Annotated in this window: 13 protein-coding genes; 10 read left to right on the top strand and 3 right to left on the bottom strand. The window is 65.4% G+C overall.

Annotation, left to right across the window (positions count from 1 at the left end; genetic code table 11):
* Positions 1–11 precede the first annotated feature (11 nt).
* A complete protein-coding gene (locus FLM21_RS03535) occupies positions 12–1,544 on the bottom strand; it encodes a methyl-accepting chemotaxis protein (protein WP_148714246.1) in 1,533 nt (510 codons plus the stop codon).
* Between the two features lie 139 nt (positions 1,545–1,683).
* Here FLM21_RS03535 and FLM21_RS03530 point away from each other — a divergent pair, with 139 nt between their 5' ends.
* Complete coding sequence (locus FLM21_RS03530) at positions 1,684–2,421, top strand: dienelactone hydrolase family protein (RefSeq protein WP_148714245.1); 738 nt, start codon at positions 1,684–1,686, stop codon at positions 2,419–2,421.
* Positions 2,422–2,425: 4 nt separating this feature from the next.
* On the opposite strand, the gene FLM21_RS03525 is transcribed toward FLM21_RS03530, so the two are convergent.
* Positions 2,426–5,482, bottom strand: a complete 3,057-nt coding sequence (locus FLM21_RS03525; protein ID WP_148714244.1) for an AAA family ATPase — start codon at positions 5,480–5,482, stop codon at positions 2,426–2,428.
* Between the two features lie 133 nt (positions 5,483–5,615).
* Between FLM21_RS03525 and FLM21_RS03520 the strand changes: the two genes are divergently transcribed.
* On the top strand, positions 5,616–5,879 hold the full coding sequence (locus tag FLM21_RS03520; RefSeq protein WP_148714243.1) for a hypothetical protein: 264 nt from the start codon (positions 5,616–5,618) through the stop codon (positions 5,877–5,879).
* Positions 5,880–5,891: 12 nt separating this feature from the next.
* On the opposite strand, the gene FLM21_RS03515 is transcribed toward FLM21_RS03520, so the two are convergent.
* Complete coding sequence (locus FLM21_RS03515) at positions 5,892–6,761, bottom strand: FecR family protein (RefSeq protein WP_148714242.1); 870 nt, start codon at positions 6,759–6,761, stop codon at positions 5,892–5,894.
* 53 nt (positions 6,762–6,814) lie between these two features.
* Here FLM21_RS03515 and leuS point away from each other — a divergent pair, with 53 nt between their 5' ends.
* The 8 genes from leuS to FLM21_RS03475 all read left to right on the top strand — a co-directional run bounded on the left by leuS (position 6,815) and on the right by FLM21_RS03475 (position 15,691).
* Positions 6,815–9,442, top strand: coding sequence for a leucine--tRNA ligase (leuS, locus tag FLM21_RS03510; RefSeq protein WP_148714241.1), 2,628 nt, complete (start codon positions 6,815–6,817; stop codon positions 9,440–9,442).
* An 11-nt stretch (positions 9,443–9,453) separates the two neighbouring features.
* Positions 9,454–9,996 carry an LPS-assembly lipoprotein LptE gene (locus tag FLM21_RS03505; protein WP_148714240.1) on the top strand — a complete coding sequence of 181 codons (543 nt, stop codon included), beginning with the start codon at positions 9,454–9,456 and terminating at the stop codon, positions 9,994–9,996.
* Entirely contained in the window at positions 9,986–11,002 is a 1,017-nt protein-coding gene (gene holA, locus FLM21_RS03500; RefSeq protein ID WP_148714239.1) for a DNA polymerase III subunit delta, read from the top strand. Before FLM21_RS03505 ends, holA begins: the two co-directional genes overlap by 11 nt.
* Positions 11,003–11,053: 51 nt before the next feature.
* On the top strand, positions 11,054–12,505 hold the full coding sequence (gene rng, locus FLM21_RS03495; RefSeq protein ID WP_148714238.1) for a ribonuclease G: 1,452 nt from the start codon (positions 11,054–11,056) through the stop codon (positions 12,503–12,505).
* 118 nt (positions 12,506–12,623) lie between these two features.
* Positions 12,624–13,277, top strand: a complete 654-nt coding sequence (gene ftsE / locus FLM21_RS03490; RefSeq protein ID WP_148714237.1) for a cell division ATP-binding protein FtsE — start codon at positions 12,624–12,626, stop codon at positions 13,275–13,277.
* A gap of 7 nt (positions 13,278–13,284) precedes the next feature.
* Complete coding sequence (gene ftsX / locus FLM21_RS03485; protein ID WP_148714236.1) at positions 13,285–14,190, top strand: permease-like cell division protein FtsX; 906 nt, start codon at positions 13,285–13,287, stop codon at positions 14,188–14,190.
* A 211-nt stretch (positions 14,191–14,401) separates the two neighbouring features.
* Positions 14,402–15,253 carry an RNA polymerase sigma factor RpoH gene (rpoH, locus tag FLM21_RS03480; RefSeq protein WP_148714235.1) on the top strand — a complete coding sequence of 284 codons (852 nt, stop codon included), beginning with the start codon at positions 14,402–14,404 and terminating at the stop codon, positions 15,251–15,253.
* A 129-nt stretch (positions 15,254–15,382) separates the two neighbouring features.
* Complete coding sequence (locus FLM21_RS03475; protein WP_148714234.1) at positions 15,383–15,691, top strand: hypothetical protein; 309 nt, start codon at positions 15,383–15,385, stop codon at positions 15,689–15,691.

Raw genomic sequence — 15,691 nt, 5'->3', positions numbered from 1 at the left:
CCGCCCACGCCTTATCCGCGGCTGCGCTGGCCGGCGATCTTGAAGTACTGGATCAGCTCCTGCAGCTGGATCGCCTGCGCGCTCATTTCCTCGGCCGTGGAGCTCAGCTCCTCCGAGGCCGATGCGTTCATCTGCGTAGTCTGCGCCAGCTGGCTCACCGCCGTGTTGATCTGATCGAGCCCTGCTGTCTGTTCGGTGCTCGCCGCTGTGATTTCCTGCACCAGATCAGCCGTTTTACGGATCGATGGCACCATCTGGTCGAGCAAGGTGCCGGCGCTCTCGGCCATCATCACGCTGTTGCCGGCCACCGAGCTGATTTCCTGTGCCGCCACCTGGCTGCGCTCTGCCAGCTTGCGCACCTCGGCCGCCACCACGGCGAAGCCCTTGCCGTGCTCGCCGGCCCGCGCGGCTTCGATCGCGGCGTTCAGTGCCAGCAGGTTGGTCTGGTAGGCGATGTCGTCGATGATGCCGATCTTGCCGGCGATCTGCCGCATCGCCGAAACCGTCTGCTTCACCGCCTCTCCCCCTTCCACCGCGTGCTGCGCACTCTGCGTCGCCATGCCGTCGGTCACGCGGGCGTTCTCGGCGTTCTGCGCCACCGTGGCCGAGATCTCCTCGACCGAGGCGCTGGTCTCCTCGACGTTGGCCGCCTGCTCAGACGCATTCTGCGACAGCGCCTGCGCCGACGCGGACACTTCTTCCGACGCCGAGGCGATCGAGCCGGCGGCACCGCGCACATCGCCGATCACATCGGTCAGGCGCCCGATCATCTGTTGGATGCTGTAGAGCATGCTGGTCTGATCGCCCTGGCGTAGCTGCACGTTTACCGTGAGGTCGCCTTCGGCCACCCGCTGCAGGATGCGCACAGCGTCCTGCGGCTCGCCGCCGACCTGGCGCACGATCATCCGGGTGATCAGGATGCCGATGGCCACCGCCAGCGCAAAGCCCGCAACGATGAAGATGATCATCAAGCGGGAGATCTCGGCAGCGATCTGGGTGGATTCCTTGTTCGCCTTGTCGGCCACTTCGGAATTGACCTTGACGATGCCGGACACCACGGCGATCAACTGCTCGAACAAGGGTTTGGTCTCGGTGCGAACGAGATGATCCGCATCCTGCGTCATGCCTGTCTGCAGCAACTGCATCACCTTGTGCACCGACTCGCGGTAACGCGGCGAGACCTTGTCGTATTCAGCGAGCAGCCGCTCCTCGTCGGGCACCAGCACCGTCTGGCGATAGGCACCGATGGCGGTATCGATCTGCTGCTCGGAGGCCTTGTTCTTCTGCGCCTGCTCAGCCGTCTCCTCGGCATCGTTCAGCGCCAAGCTCACGTACACCCGCCGATAGTGCTGGATGGTCTCGGCCTGTACGGCGCCCAGATCGCGGATCGGCACCAGCCGGTCGGAATACATGCTGCTCATCATGCTGTCGACCTTGCGCAGCTGATAGATCGAGACGAGGCCGATCACCACCGCCACCAGCGCCACCAGCAAAAAGGCCACCGTCAGCTTGGTCGCCAGGCGCAACTGCTTGAACCAGTCCATCCCCTTTCCCCTTCTTCTCTCGTTGTGGTTCAACCCCGCCTACCAGCTTAGCCGGCTTTGCCAAACTTGCTCCCGTCATCGACACAGCAGCGGCCGCACCTGGATTACACTGCCGCCATTTCCCAGCGGAGCCCACGCCATGATCATCCAGAGCCAGCACGTCGACCTCGCCACGCCCACCGGCACCATGCGCACCTATGTGCACCGGCCAGCCACGGAAGGCCGCTATCCAGCGGTGCTGTTTTACTCGGAAATCTTCCAGCAGACCGGCCCGATCGAGCGCGCAGCGCGCTTGCTCGCCGGCCACGGCTATGCGGTGCTGGTACCGGAGGTCTTCCATGAGCTCAACCCGATCGGCACCATACTCGCCTACGACAACCCCGGCCGCGACAAGGGCAATGCCGACAAGGCCGCCAAATCGGTGGAAGGCTACGACAGCGACAACCGCGCCATGATCGACTGGTTGGCCAGCCAGCCCTGGTACGCGGGCCAGCTCGGCGCAATGGGCTTCTGCATCGGCGGCCACCTCGCGTTCCGTGCCGCGCTGCAACCGGAAGTGCGCGGCACCGCCTGCTTTTACGCCACCGATCTGCACAGCCAGGTCATTCCCAACCAGCCAGGTCAGCACAGCATGGAGCGCGCGGGCGAGATCGGTGGCGAGTTGCTGATGATCTGGGGCAAGCAGGATCCGCACATCCCGGCCACCGGCCGCGCCGAGGTCTATGCCAAGCTCGCCGCGCTCGGCCTCGATTTCACCTGGCACGAGTTCAATGGCCAGCACGCGTTCATGCGTGACGAGGGCGAGCGTTACGACGCCCAGCTGCAACGGCTGGGCTACGAGCTGGTGTTCGACCTGTTCGGACGCACGCTGCGCTAGTCGCTCAGGCGGCGCAGCGCAGCCGCCTTGCAAGGGCCAGGTAGCCACGCGCAGCGGCATCGCGCGCAGTATCGGACAGCAACGCATGCCGTTGCTCGGCTGGCACCCGATCGACGCCAGCCAGCGCGGCATAGGACAACACCCAAGGCAGATCCGGGCGGGTGGCCGCCAGCACCTTGGCCTGCCGCGCCACGGTCGCCCAGTCGCCTTCGCGCAGGCTGGCCTCGATCAGCCGGGCATGAAACTGCAGGCGGTTGTGATACATGCTGTCGGCCAGTAGCGTGTTCGCCTGGGCCAGCAAGGCCGGGCGCTCGCCGGCTGCCGATAGCGCGGCCTGCGTCGCCAGGGCCCACGGCCCGACATAGGCATGCAGCATCCCAGCCTCCACTTCGGCACACGCCGCACTCGCCAGCGACAGCGCCTCGCCCGGCTCACGCAACTCGTAAGCGGCGCGTGCCAGCGCTTCATCAAGCAGCGGCAGGAAGCGCCGCAATCCGGCAGCCGCCGCGACCGCCCGGCCCTGCGCAAGGTAATCACGCGCGGCATCGGGCTCGTCCATTTCCAGCAATACCCAACCGGCGACCAGCGTCGCGAACACCTCGGCCCGCCGCTGGCCGATGCGACGGGCGATATCGAGCGAATACAGCGCCTCTTCCAGGCTGGCAGTGACCTCGCCCAGATACAGCAAGACCGAACCCAGCGCCGAACGATTCGCCGCCTGCTCCGGCAGCAGGTTGTCGGCGCCACAGAGCGCCAGACACGCGCGGTAGGCATTCCGCGCCGCGGTGAAATCCCCCTGCGCATACGCAGCGTCGCCAAGGCCGGAGTGCGCGCGCGCCTGCAACCGCACGTCGCCAGCATCACGCGCATGCGCCAACGCCAACTGCTGGGCCAACGCACTCTCGGCGATACGGTTGCGCGGGAAGTAGGCTCGGCCGCGCAATGCATAAAGTCGGGCCAGCCAGCGTGCATCGCCGCCAGCACCGAGCTCGCGCTCCATCTGCGCCAGCGCCGCCAGTGCCTCGTCGATGCGATCGAGCTGCAACAGTGCCTCTATGCCGGCCAGCCGCGCCGACCACGCCGGCACGTCTGCCGCATGCTCCACCGCAAGGCGGGCGTGCATGGCCGCCAGCGTCGGCTTGCCATGGCGCAACTGCAATTCCGCCTGCAAGGTATGCAATGCCGCGGCCTGCCTGCCGTTGGCCGGCAGCGCACGGGCCATGTCGAGCAGGCCCAGCGCGCGCTCGTCACGCAGTGCATCCGCTTCCACCCGTGCGGCAGCCAGCAGCTCGTCGAGCGCTCGTGGCTCCCCGCCCAACGCGAGGTGGCGGGCGCAGGCGACGGCATCGCGCTCGCGATACCAGTCGGCCAGCCGGCGATGCAGCTGCAGACGCGTTGCCGTCGGCATCTGTTGGTACAGCACCTCGCGCACCAGCGTGCTGGCGAAGCGCCAGTGCTCGCCCACACGAGTAGCCAGCAAGGGCCAATCCGCCTCGCGCACGCCGCCGAGCTCCGCGAGCAGCTCGGCCGGGCAGCCATCACCGGCCACGGCCATGATGCCAAGCGCATAGCGCTCTAGCGACGCCAGCCGCGCCAGTTCGGCCTGCACCGCGGCCCGCAACGATGCGGGCAGGCTGCCCTCCTCCACCGGCTGGGCCAGCAGACAGGACAGAAACAAAGGATTGCCGCCAGCCCGGGCCACACACTGGGCCAGTTGTGGATGCGCCTCGCGGCCCAGCACCTCGGCAAGCATCAACGCATCGGCTTGGCTGAGCGGCGGCAGGTCGAGCGTCAGGCATGGCACGCAGGCATGGGCGGCCCGGCCGGACAGGTCCACCGCCTGGGTACCGCCCTGCCGCAAGGTGGCCAATACCAGCACCGGGTAGGCCGCGTGCGCGGCCAGCGTATCGACCAGCGTCTGCCAGAAGCGCTCGCTCGCCTCATGGCCGTTGTCGATCACCAGCAACTGCGGCTGTGCTGCGGCGTGGCGCCCCAGCAGGCCACCGAGCAATTCGCCGAGCAAGTACTGGGTACGCGATGGGCTCATTGCCGCGACCAGCCCCTGCATCATGGTCGAGAGCGGATCACCACGCAGCTTGCCCAGCAACGCCTGTTGCTCCAGGCTCCAGCCACGCGGTTTGCCAGCGCGCCCGGACCCGGCGAGCAGCAGCACCAGCCGCTCCAGCAGCGTGTCGCCACCACCGAGATCCAGCCCCGCCGGCAGCACATGGCAGGCATACCCGAGCGACTGCGCATGGCTTACACACTCGCCAGCCAAGCGCGACTTGCCGATGCCTATGCCGCCGCGCAGCAGCATCAGTGAAGCGACGCCACCTTGGGCGCCGCTCTCCAGGCCGGCGCGCAGGCGCTGCCACTCCAGCTGCCGCCCAACGAGGCGCGGTGCCTGCGGCAGTTGGCTGGGCGCACAGCCGAGCACACGCCAGCGGGCGCCGGACGGTTCGAGCACCAGCGCCTCGCCCAGCGCCGCCTGCATCGCGCTGCCCATCGTCACCTCACCCCCTTGCACAACGCGGGGCAAGGCGGGGCGCGACGGTTGCACACCGTGGGCATCGCACACCACGTCGATGAAATCGAGGAAGGCACCGAACGCAGCATCGTGGACCTGCGCCTCGAGTGCGAGATGGACGATGCGCTGCGGCGCGTCGTGATCGAACACCAAACTCAGACCGGTACCATCCAGTGCTTGGGCACCGGCCTGCGCCAGTCGCGCGGCCAGATTGCCGGATGGCGGGGCGGCCAGCTGCAGCAGCGGCATAGTGCGGGTTTCCGACCAGCTCGGCGGCGGCGAAGCCACCACCGCAGTGCCCAGCAGTTGCGCCAGCGGTATCTCGAAGAACCGGGCCAGATCACTGGCCGTGCGCAGGCTGACGCTACGGCCGCCTTCCGCGCGCTTCAGCGTGGCGATCGAGACATACAGGCGGCGCTGCACGCAGGCCTCGACCAGCTGGGCCTGAGTCAGCAGCCGTTCGCGGCGCAGGGCGGCAATGCGGCCGGCGGGCAGGGTGATTGATCGGCTGGCGCCGGGAGAGGCATCACTCATGGGCAGGGTCGAAGCGTTGCCGATGATGAGCGGCAACTGATCCTCAACTGATACGTCGATTCTAGGTCAGCCTATTTAACATGCTTACATGTCTGCTGTCATACACAGCGGACGCTCCGCTCGGAAAGTCCACATGGGCCTGCACACCTTCCAGATCCTCGGTGTCTCCAGCCGCAAACTGCTCGGCCTGCAACAACGCTTGATCCAGTCCGGCTTCGAAGTGAATCCGACCTCCACCGGTTTTCACGTGATTGCCCCGCAGATTGCCGGCCACCTGTTCTACAACCCCGCGACCTACACACTGTCGGTGGACCTGCGCGAAGTACCCGATGCCGCAACGCCGGGCTTCCTGGTCGGCCTGTTCTACGACGAGATCAACGCGCTGCCGGATGGCTGAGCCAGCCAACACCTAGCGCCCCTTTTCCCGCACGAACTGCACCACCTCGCCTTCTGCCGTACCGAGCAAGGCCGCAACGCGTGCGGCATCGACTCGGGCATCGGCCACCGATGCATAGCCATCGATCACAGCGAGATAAGGCCCCTTGCCGTAGCGCCGCAGCTTGGCGGCATAGCCGGCACCTTGCAATGCATCGTAGACACGCAATGCGTCGGCCTGGCGCGGGGCGCTCGCAGCCACCAAACGCCAGCCGCCGTCACCACGCGTTGCGCCGGCGCCCTGGTCGATCTCGGTCTCAGCCGCCCACTCAGCGAGCTTGCCTTCCGGGATAGGGCCGACCGGCAGCGGTGCCTGCCCCTTGGGCACTTGGTAAAAGGTACCCGCCTCGGTCATCGCCTGCTCCGGATGCCCGTCGGCGGCGACTGCAATACGGCCTTCGAGCAAGCAGACGAAATCCTTGTCCGGCGCCGACTTGCCCCACACGTCCGTGCCACGGATGCCCGCAGTCACGGTCGCCACGCGGATATTCACCTCGCGCTTGCCCACCTTGTTCAGCGCATCGGTGGTAAAACGAAATGCGCCCTTCAGCACCTCCAGCGCAGCACGGAACGGCGTGGCGCTGCCATCGGCTTCGTTGCTGGCCGCGATGACGAACTCGGCGCCTGCGCCCAGCTTCACGCGGCTGCCCTCGGGTAGCATCAGGTAAACCCGCGCGCCGGGGCCGGTCACCACCTTATCGCGCGGCAGCAACGCCATGCCCGGTGCCAGCGGCTTCCTGACCGCATCGCGTACCAGCCAGGCCGGCGCCTGTACCGCTTCCACCTCGGTCGCCCCGACCCAGCTGGTGCAGAGCAACAAAGCTGCGATCAACAACGCTCTCATGCGGGCTCCTTGACATATAATCCGGTGTTTTGCGAACGGTTTTCGGGTTTCTCATGCACGATCAATACCAGCCACGCGAGATCGAGCTCGCCGCCCAGACGAAGTGGGACCAGAACAAGGCATTCCAGGCCGTGGAAGACGCATCGCGTCCCAAGTATTACTGCCTGTCGATGTTCCCCTATCCCAGCGGCAAGCTGCACATGGGCCACGTGCGTAACTACACGATAGGCGACGTGCTCTCGCGCTTCATGAAAATGAACGGCTACAACGTGCTGCAGCCCATGGGCTGGGACGCCTTCGGCATGCCGGCCGAAAACGCGGCACTCAAGGGCGGCCACGCGCCGGCCGAGTGGACCTACGCCAACATCGACTACATGAAGATCCAGTTGAAGAGCCTGGGTCTGGCGATCGACTGGGATCGTGAAGTCACCACCTGCAAGCCCGACTACTACCGTTGGGAACAGTGGCTGTTCACCCGGCTGTTTGAAAAGGGCGTGATCTACAAGAAATCCGGCATCGTGAACTGGGATCCGGTCGACCAGACGGTGCTCGCCAACGAGCAGGTGATCGACGGGCGCGGCTGGCGCTCGGGCGCGCTGGTCGAAAAGCGCGAAATCCCGATGTACTACTTCGGCATCACCCAGTACGCCGACGAATTGCTAAATGACCTGGACCAGCTCGATGGCTGGCCCGAGCAGGTCAAGACCATGCAGCGCAACTGGATCGGCAAAAGCTTCGGTGCCGAGGTGGTGTTCGACTACGACGTCGAATCGACCGGTGAAGCCGGCCAGCTCAAGGTCTACACCACCCGTCCCGATACGCTGATGGGCGCGACCTATGTGGCCGTCGCAGCCGAGCACCCGCTGGCCACCCGCGCCGCAGAGGGAAATGCCGCGCTGCAGGCCTTCATTGCCGAATGCAAGGCCGGCTCGGTCGCCGAAGCCGATGTCGCCACCATGGAAAAGAAGGGCATGGCCACCGGCCAGTTCGTCGTCCACCCGTTGACGGGCAAAAAGCTGCCGGTCTGGGTCGCCAACTATGTACTGTGGGGCTACGGCGAAGGCGCGGTAATGGCCGTACCGGCGCATGACGAGCGCGATTTCGAGTTCGCCAACAAGTACGGCCTGCCGCTCAAGCAGGTTTACGCCGGTGAAGGCCAAGCGTTCGATGCTACGACTTGGGCAGAGTGGTATGGCGCCAAGGAAGACCTGACCACCGTGAACAGCGGCAAATACGATGGCCTGGACTTTGCCGGCGCGTTCGATGCCATCGTCGCCGATCTGGCCGCCAAGACCCACGGCACCAAGCGCACTCAGTATCGCTTGCGCGACTGGGGCATCTCGCGCCAACGCTATTGGGGCTGCCCGGTGCCCATCATCCACTGCCAGAGCTGTGGTGATGTGCCGGTGCCGGCCGACCAGCTGCCGGTGAAGCTGCCCGAGAACGTGGTGCCCGATGGTCGTGGCAATCCGCTGGCACGGATGCCCGAGTTCTATGAAACCACCTGCCCCAAGTGCGGCGGCGCAGCCAAGCGCGAAACCGACACCATGGACACCTTCGTTGAATCGAGCTGGTACTTCGCTCGTTATGCCTCGCCGCAGTTCGACGGCGGCATGGTCGACAAAGCTGCAGCGGACTACTGGCTGGGCCAAGGTGGCGTCGACCAGTACATCGGCGGCATCGAGCACGCCATCCTGCACCTGCTGTATGCGCGCTTCTTCCACAAGCTGATGCGCGACGAGGATCTGGTCTCGGGCGACGAGCCGTTCAAGAACCTGCTGACGCAGGGCATGGTGGTGGCCGAGACCTTCTACCGCGACGCCGGTGACGGTCACAAGAACTGGATCAACCCGGCCGATGTCGACGTGCAGCGCGACGACAAGGGTCGTACCACCGGTGCCGTACTGAAGGCCGATGGCCAGCCGGTAGTGGTAGGTGGCACCGAGAAGATGTCCAAGTCCAAGAACAATGGTGTCGATCCGCAGCAGCTGATCGAGCTGTACGGCGCGGATACCGCGCGCCTGTTCATGATGTTCGCCGCCCCGCCCGAGCAGGGCCTGGAATGGTCCGATGCCGGCGTGCAAGGTGCATTCCGCTTCCTCAACAAGCTGTGGCGCACCGTGCACGAGCATGTTGCCGCCGGTGTCGTCGCCAAGTACCAGGGCGACGAGGGTTCGGTTGAACTCTCCGCCGAGTTGAAGGGCCTGCGCTTCGCGCTGCACACGGCCATCGCCAAGATCAGCGACGATTATGGGCGCCGCAAGCAGTTCAACACCGCCATCGCCGCGGTGATGGAGCTCCTGAATACCTACGGCAAGGCCAAGACCGACTCCGACGCTGGCCGCGCCGTGGCGCAGGAAGTGCTGGAAGCCGCTGTACTGCTGCTGTCGCCTATCGTGCCGCACGCGGCCGATGCACTCTGGTCCAGTCTGCGCCCGGGCACCGAGCTGCTCGAACAGCCCTGGCCCAAGGCCGACGCCAGCGCGCTGGTGCAGGACGAGATCGAACTGGTGGTGCAGGTGAACGGCAAGCTGCGTGCACAGATCAAGGTGGCCAAGGATGCCAGCCGCGAAGCGATCGAGGCGGCGGCGCTGGCCGATGAAAATGTGCAGAAGTTCGTCGAAGGCACGCCGAAGAAAGTGATCGTGGTGCCCGGCCGCCTCGTCAACATCGTCGCCTGACAGGAAAACCTATGCGCCTGCTTGCCCTGCTCGTCCTTGCCGCCGCGCTGACCGCCTGCGGCTTCCATCTGCGCGGCCAGGGGCCGGGCGGGCAATTCCCGTACAGCACCGCCTATGTGAACGGTTCCGGCCCGGTGGCAGCACAGCTGCGGCAGAACCTGCAGTTGCTGGGCAATGTCACGCTGGTTTCCGCCGCACGCAGCGGCGTTGCCCAGGTCGATGTGAGCAACGAGCGCAGCGAGCGCAAGGTCGGCACACTCAACAGCAGTGGCCGGGTATCCGAGTACCGGATGTTCTACATCCTCACCTATCGCGTCATCTCGCCAGAGGGTGAGGAGCTCGCAGGCAACAGCGAGCTGCGGCTGAACCGCGACTACACCTACGACGAGAACAATGCGTTGGGCAACGAAGCGCAGGAGCAGATGCTGATCCGCGACATGCAGCAGGCCGCCGCCCAGCAGATCTTGCGCCGCACCGCCGCGCTGGCGCGCCAGGCCGCGACCCGTACCGCGGTCACCCCGACGCCGCAGCCGGGCCTGCCGGATGCGCGCTGAGGAACTGCCCCGCCACCTGGCGCGTGGCCTCGCCCCGCTGTACACCATTCACGGCGACGAGGCCTTTCTTGCCATCGAGGCGGCGCAGGCGGTGCGCGACACAGCCCGCAATGCCGGTTATTCCGAACGCGAAGTGCTGACGGTGGAGAGCGGGTTTGCCTGGTCACAACTGGGCATGATCGCCAATTCCTTCTCGCTGTTCGCCGAGCAGAAGCTGGTCGAGCTGCGCATCCCCACCGGCAAGCCGGGTGTCGAAGGCGCCAAGGTCATCGAGGCGTACTGCACCAATCTGCCGCCCGATACCATCACGCTGGTGCAGCTGCCCAAGCTCGATCGCACCGCACAGAACGGCAAGTGGTTCCAGGCCCTCGCTGGCGCTGGTGAAGTGGTTGAGGCCAAGCCAGTGGAGCGCAGCCAGCTCCCGGCCTGGATCGCCCAGCGCCTGGCGGCGCAGCAGCAGCGCATGAGCAGCGAAGCACTCGATTTTCTTGCCGATCGCGTCGAAGGCAATCTGTTCGCCGCCCACCAGGAAGTACTGAAACTCGGCCTGCTGCATCCGGAAGGCGAGCTCAACATCGACGCCGTGCAGCAGGCGGTGGCCAACGTCGCCCGCTTCGACGTGTTCCAGCTCGGCACCACGCTGCTCGCCGGCGACGCCGAACGCTTCGTGCGCATGCTGCAGGGCCTCAAGGCCGAAGGCGAAGCGCCGCATCTGATCCTCTGGGCCATGGCCGAGGAAATCCGTACGCTGGTGCGCATCGGCCAGGGCCGCAGCCGCGGCATGCCGATGGCGCAGCTCCTGAAGGACAACCGCGTGTGGGGCGACAAGCAGCGGCTGATCGACGGCGCGCTCAGTCGCGTCAACGCCAGCCGGTTGCGCGCAGCACAGGCGCTCGCTACCCGCATCGATCAGTTGAACAAGGGCATCGGCCAAGGGGAAGTGTGGGATGAGCTGCTGCAGCTCGGCCTGCTGCTGATGGGCCGCTCGCTGCTCCGCAACCACTAGACTACAAATGACGCCGGCTCACGGCGCAACACTGGGGACCCGACCTCCATCATGAAAGAGCAGATCCTCGTCAACATCACCCCGCAGGAGACCCGCGTCGCCACCGTCGAGGACGGGGTGGTGCAGGACATCCACATCGAGCGCGCCAGCCAGCGCGGTCTGGTCGGGAACATCTACCTCGGCATCGTCAAGCGCGTGCTGCCCGGCATGCAGAGCGCATTCATCGAGATCGGGCTGGAGCGGGCTGCCTTCCTGCACATCGCCGACGTGATCGAGCAGCGCCAGCACCCGAACGAGGCGCAGCGCATCGAGAAGATCGTGCACGAGGGCCAGCCGGTGTTGGTGCAGGTGATCAAGGATCCGATCGGCACCAAGGGCGCGCGTCTCTCCACCCAGATCAGCATCGCCGGGCGCTTCCTGGTGTTCCTGCCACAGGAACACCACATCGGCGTGTCGCAGCGGATCGAGAACGGTGAGGAACGCGAGCATCTGCGCGAGCGGCTGGAGAAGCTGCTGCCGCAAGACCACCATGGCTACATCATCCGCACTAGCGCCGACCATGCGGCCGATGGCGAGTTGCGCGCCGACATCGACTACCTCGACCTGATCTGGGCGGACATCCGGCAGAAGTCGCAGATCCAGCCGGCCAAGTCGCTGCTGTTCCAGGATCTGTCGCTGCAACTGCGGGTGCTGCGCGATATGGTGAGCGAGCAGACCGACGACGTACTGGTCGATTCGCGCGAGAACTTCCAGCGCATGACCGAGTTCGCAACGAGCTTCGTGCCGGACGTGCTGCCTCGCATCCAGCACTACGGCGGTGAGCGGCCGCTGTTCGAGCTCTATGGCGTAGAGGCCGAGATCGAGCGTGCGCTGTCGCGCCGGGTCAATCTCAAGTTCGGTGGCTATCTGATCATCGACCAGACCGAAGCGATGACCACCATCGACGTGAACACCGGTGGCTTCGTCGGCACGCGCAACTTCGACGACACCATTTTCAAGACCAACCTCGAAGCCACCCACGTGATCGCGCGCCAGCTGCGGCTACGCAACCTGGGCGGCATCATCATCGTCGACTTCATCGACATGGACAACGACGAGCATCGCCGCGCAGTGCTCGACGAGCTGCAGAAGGCACTGTCGCGTGACCGCACCAAGGTCACGGTGTCCGATTTCACCAGCCTGGGCCTAGTCGAGATCACCCGCAAGCGCACCCGCGAATCGCTGGCCCATGTGCTGTGCCAGCCCTGCCCCACCTGCCAGGGGCGTGGCGAGATCAAGACCGCCGAGACCATCTGCTACGACATCCTGCGCGAGATCATGCGCGAAGCGCGGCAGTTCAACGCCCGCGAATACCGCATCCTGGCGTCGCAGAACGTGATCGACATGTTCCTCGACGAGGAATCGGCCAGCCTCGCCATGCTGGCCGACTTCATCGGCAAGCCGATCTACCTGCAGGTGGAAACGGCCTATACGCAAGAGCAGTTCGATGTGGTGCTGGTGTGAGACGGGCCGCTTGCGGCGGGCACGCCGCAATGCGCCGGAATTCCGGGATGGCAGGCTCTAGCCCACGCCGCCCGCGCGCTTTAACATCCAGCCCATCGCGCCCATTCCGACCCGGCCCATGATCCAGTTCCAGCAAGTCAGCAAGCGCTATCCCGGCGGCTTCGATGCCGTGAAGAACCTCAGCTTCGAGATCCAGACTGGCGAACTGGTGTTCCTCGCCGGCCACTCGGGTGCGGGCAAGTCGACGCTGCTCAAGCTGATCGCCGGGATCGAAAAGCCCTCCAGCGGCGCCGTACTGGTGAACAACCAGAACGTGGCACGGCTCGGCCGCAAGGCGCTGCCCTATGTGCGGCGCCATCTCGGGCTGATCTTCCAGGACCACAAGATCCTGTACGACCGCAGCGTGTACGACAACGTGCGCCTGCCGCTCGACATCATCGGCTTCGATGGTCGCGAGGTGAAACGCCGGGTGCTGGCCGCGCTCGACAAGGTGGGCCTCGCCGGCAAGGAGAAGCTCAACCCGGTAGCACTGTCCGGCGGCGAACAGCAGCGGCTGTGCATTGCCCGCGCAGTGGTGCACCGCCCGGCCATCCTGCTCGCCGACGAGCCGACCGCCAACCTGGACCGCGACTACGCGCACGACATCCTGGAGCTGTTCAAATCGTTCCACCAGGTGGGCGTAACGCTGGTGATCTCGGCGCACGACGAGACGCTAATGGCCGACTACGGCCGCCGCATCCTGCGCCTGAAGCACGGCGAATTCACCGCGTGAGGACGCAATGAAACACTGGTTCCGCCTGAACGCCCTCGCCTTCGGCCACACGCTGGCCGCCATGGTGCGCCACCCGGTCAACCACGGGCTCAACCTGCTGGTGATCGCCATCGCCGCCGCCTTCCCGTTCGGCTTCTACCTGCTGCTGACGAGTGTCGCCGATGTAGCCGCCCACATGCCGGTGGAACCGCAACTGTCGATCTTCCTCAAGCCCGCAGCGAGCGCTGGCGAGGTCGGCGCGGTGAAGGAGCTGCTGGCGCGTGATGGACGCGTCGCCAATGCCCGCTTCGTCGGCAAGGACGAAGCGCTGAAAGGGCTGCAGGCGCGAGTCGGCAGCGATGATCTTTTGGCCGGCCTCGCCGAGAACCCGCTGCCCGATGCCTTCTTGGTCACCACGCGCAGCGATGCCAGCGCGGCGGCACTCGATGCGCTGAAGGCGGAAATCGCCAAGTTGCCGGGCATCGACGAGGTGCAGCTCGATTCGGCGTGGGCACAGCGGCTGGAGCGGCTGATCCGGGTGGGCGAAGGGCTCTTGCAGGTCATCATCGTGCTGCTCGCGGTAGCGCTGGCACTGATCACCGGCAACGCCATCCGCATGCAGATCCTCACCCGCCGCGACGAGATCGAAGTGGCCAAGCTGATCGGCGCCACCGACGCCTTCATCCGCCGCCCCTTCCTCTATGCCGCCGCCATGCAGGGCCTGATCGGCGGCCTGCTTGCCTGCGGCATCGTCGGGGCAGCGCTGCACTGGCTCAACCCGACCGTCGCCGAACTGGCCAGTGCCTATGGCCAGCGCTTCGCGCTGCACCTGCCGGGACCGCTGGAAATCGGCGCCGTCTGCCTTACCACGGTGCTGCTCAGCCTCGTCGGCGCCTGGCTCGCCGTCTGGCGTCATCTACGCCGCTTCTTCTGAAGCCAACGGCAAGGTAAATATGGGCGATCTTGGCTATCGGTCCGATAGCGATAATTTAGCTGCACACGGCCATGCAATCGGACTAAACTCTGTTCGAGTTAGTCCTATTAAAAACCGAACGGTAGTGTGAACTTTCCAGACGGCTTAGCACTCGAATCGTTCGAGTGCTAACATCGTTCCGGAACTACCGGTTCAGGCCAAGGAGAAACACATGAGCCACAGTCTCACCCTTCCCGTCATCTCGGGCGGCGACAGCATTGAGTCGTACATCCAGCGCGTCAATGCCATCCCCATGCTCACACAGGAAGAAGAGACCGCCCTGGCCGCCCGCCTTCGTCGCGACAACGACATCGAGGCGGCCGGCCGCTTGGTGATGTCTCACCTGCGCGTGGTGGTATCCATTGCCCGCAGCTATGCCGGCTACGGCCTGCCGCAGGCCGACCTGATCCAGGAAGGCAACATCGGCTTGATGAAGGCGGTGAAGCGCTTCGACGGTGATCGTGGCGTGCGTCTGTTCTCGTTCGCCGTGCATTGGATCAAGGCCGAAATCCACGAATACATCCTGCGCAATTGGCGGCTGGTGCGCGTGGCTACCACCAAGGCGCAGCGCAAGCTGTTCTTCAACCTGCGTTCGATGAAGTCCAGCCTCTCCGCGCTGACCCACAAGGAAGCGCAGGAAATTGCTGACGACCTGGGCGTGAAGCGCGAGGAAGTTCTGGAAATGGAACTGCGCATGAGCGGCCAGGATGTGGCGCTGATGGCAGACGACAACGATGAGGACGGCTACGCCCCGATCGACTGGCTGGCCGACCACGACAATGAGCCGCTGGCCACGCTGGATCGCCGTGCCTACGACCGCCTGCAATCGGCAGGCATCGTCGAGGCGCTCGATACGCTGGACGCACGCAGCCGTCGTATCGTCGAGGCACGTTGGCTGGCCGACGAAGGTGAAGGCAAGACCCTGCACGACCTCGCCGCCGAATTCAACGTTTCGGCCGAGCGCATCCGCCAGATCGAAGCCAAGGCGCTGCAGAAGATGAAGCAGGCGCTGCTGCCAGCCTAAGTTCCAGCCGCATCCGACAAAAAGCCCGCAGTTGCGGGCTTTTTGCTGCACGTATGCACCGCCTGTCCCAGCCAATCGACCGACCGGCACAAATCGCTCAAGATTTGCCCGGATTGGCCGAACAGGGCTATGGAATCAACGTCTTACCTCACCATGCGCCTGTTCACACCCCGCCACCTTGGCCCCATCAGCCCCTACAGCGGCACCGATACCGGCGGTGCGCCCTCCCCGCAATCGGAGCGCACACCGTCGACGCCGGCCCCGCAAGCCGCGCCTGTCTGGAACGGCGAAGAACGCCGCATTGGCGAAGATCGGCGCTGCAATGCGCGCCGCCAGGAACAGCAAGGCACGCTACTCGATACCCGTTGTGGCAGTGATCGCCGGCAACGCGGCCGCCGCATCGGCGATGCCGATCCCTGGACCACGCTGAAAGTCTAG

The organism is Chitinolyticbacter meiyuanensis (genome assembly GCF_008033135.1).
In the GTDB taxonomy this organism is placed as follows: Bacteria; Pseudomonadota; Gammaproteobacteria; order Burkholderiales; family Chitinibacteraceae; genus Chitinolyticbacter; species Chitinolyticbacter meiyuanensis.
Note: the sequence above shows the minus strand (reverse complement) of the source record. Positions and strands in the feature narration are given on the sequence as shown.

Bases quoted from the DNA above. Each gene is read 5' to 3' on its own strand.
- FLM21_RS03535 (WP_148714246.1), bottom strand. From the start codon at position 1,544: ATGGACTGGTTCAAGCAGTTGCGCCTGGCGACCAAGCTGACGGTGGCC.
- FLM21_RS03505 (WP_148714240.1), top strand. From the start codon at position 9,454: ATGCGCCTGCTTGCCCTGCTCGTCCTTGCCGCCGCGCTGACCGCCTGC.
- ftsX (WP_148714236.1), top strand. From the start codon at position 13,285: ATGAAACACTGGTTCCGCCTGAACGCCCTCGCCTTCGGCCACACGCTG.
- FLM21_RS03520 (WP_148714243.1), top strand. From the start codon at position 5,616: ATGGGCCTGCACACCTTCCAGATCCTCGGTGTCTCCAGCCGCAAACTG.
- FLM21_RS03530 (WP_148714245.1), top strand. From the start codon at position 1,684: ATGATCATCCAGAGCCAGCACGTCGACCTCGCCACGCCCACCGGCACC.
- leuS (WP_148714241.1), top strand. From the start codon at position 6,815: ATGCACGATCAATACCAGCCACGCGAGATCGAGCTCGCCGCCCAGACG.
- ftsE (WP_148714237.1), top strand. From the start codon at position 12,624: ATGATCCAGTTCCAGCAAGTCAGCAAGCGCTATCCCGGCGGCTTCGAT.
- rpoH (WP_148714235.1), top strand. From the start codon at position 14,402: ATGAGCCACAGTCTCACCCTTCCCGTCATCTCGGGCGGCGACAGCATT.
- rng (WP_148714238.1), top strand. From the start codon at position 11,054: ATGAAAGAGCAGATCCTCGTCAACATCACCCCGCAGGAGACCCGCGTC.
- FLM21_RS03475 (WP_148714234.1), top strand. From the start codon at position 15,383: ATGGAATCAACGTCTTACCTCACCATGCGCCTGTTCACACCCCGCCAC.
- FLM21_RS03525 (WP_148714244.1), bottom strand. From the start codon at position 5,482: ATGAGTGATGCCTCTCCCGGCGCCAGCCGATCAATCACCCTGCCCGCC.
- holA (WP_148714239.1), top strand. From the start codon at position 9,986: ATGCGCGCTGAGGAACTGCCCCGCCACCTGGCGCGTGGCCTCGCCCCG.
- FLM21_RS03515 (WP_148714242.1), bottom strand. From the start codon at position 6,761: ATGAGAGCGTTGTTGATCGCAGCTTTGTTGCTCTGCACCAGCTGGGTC.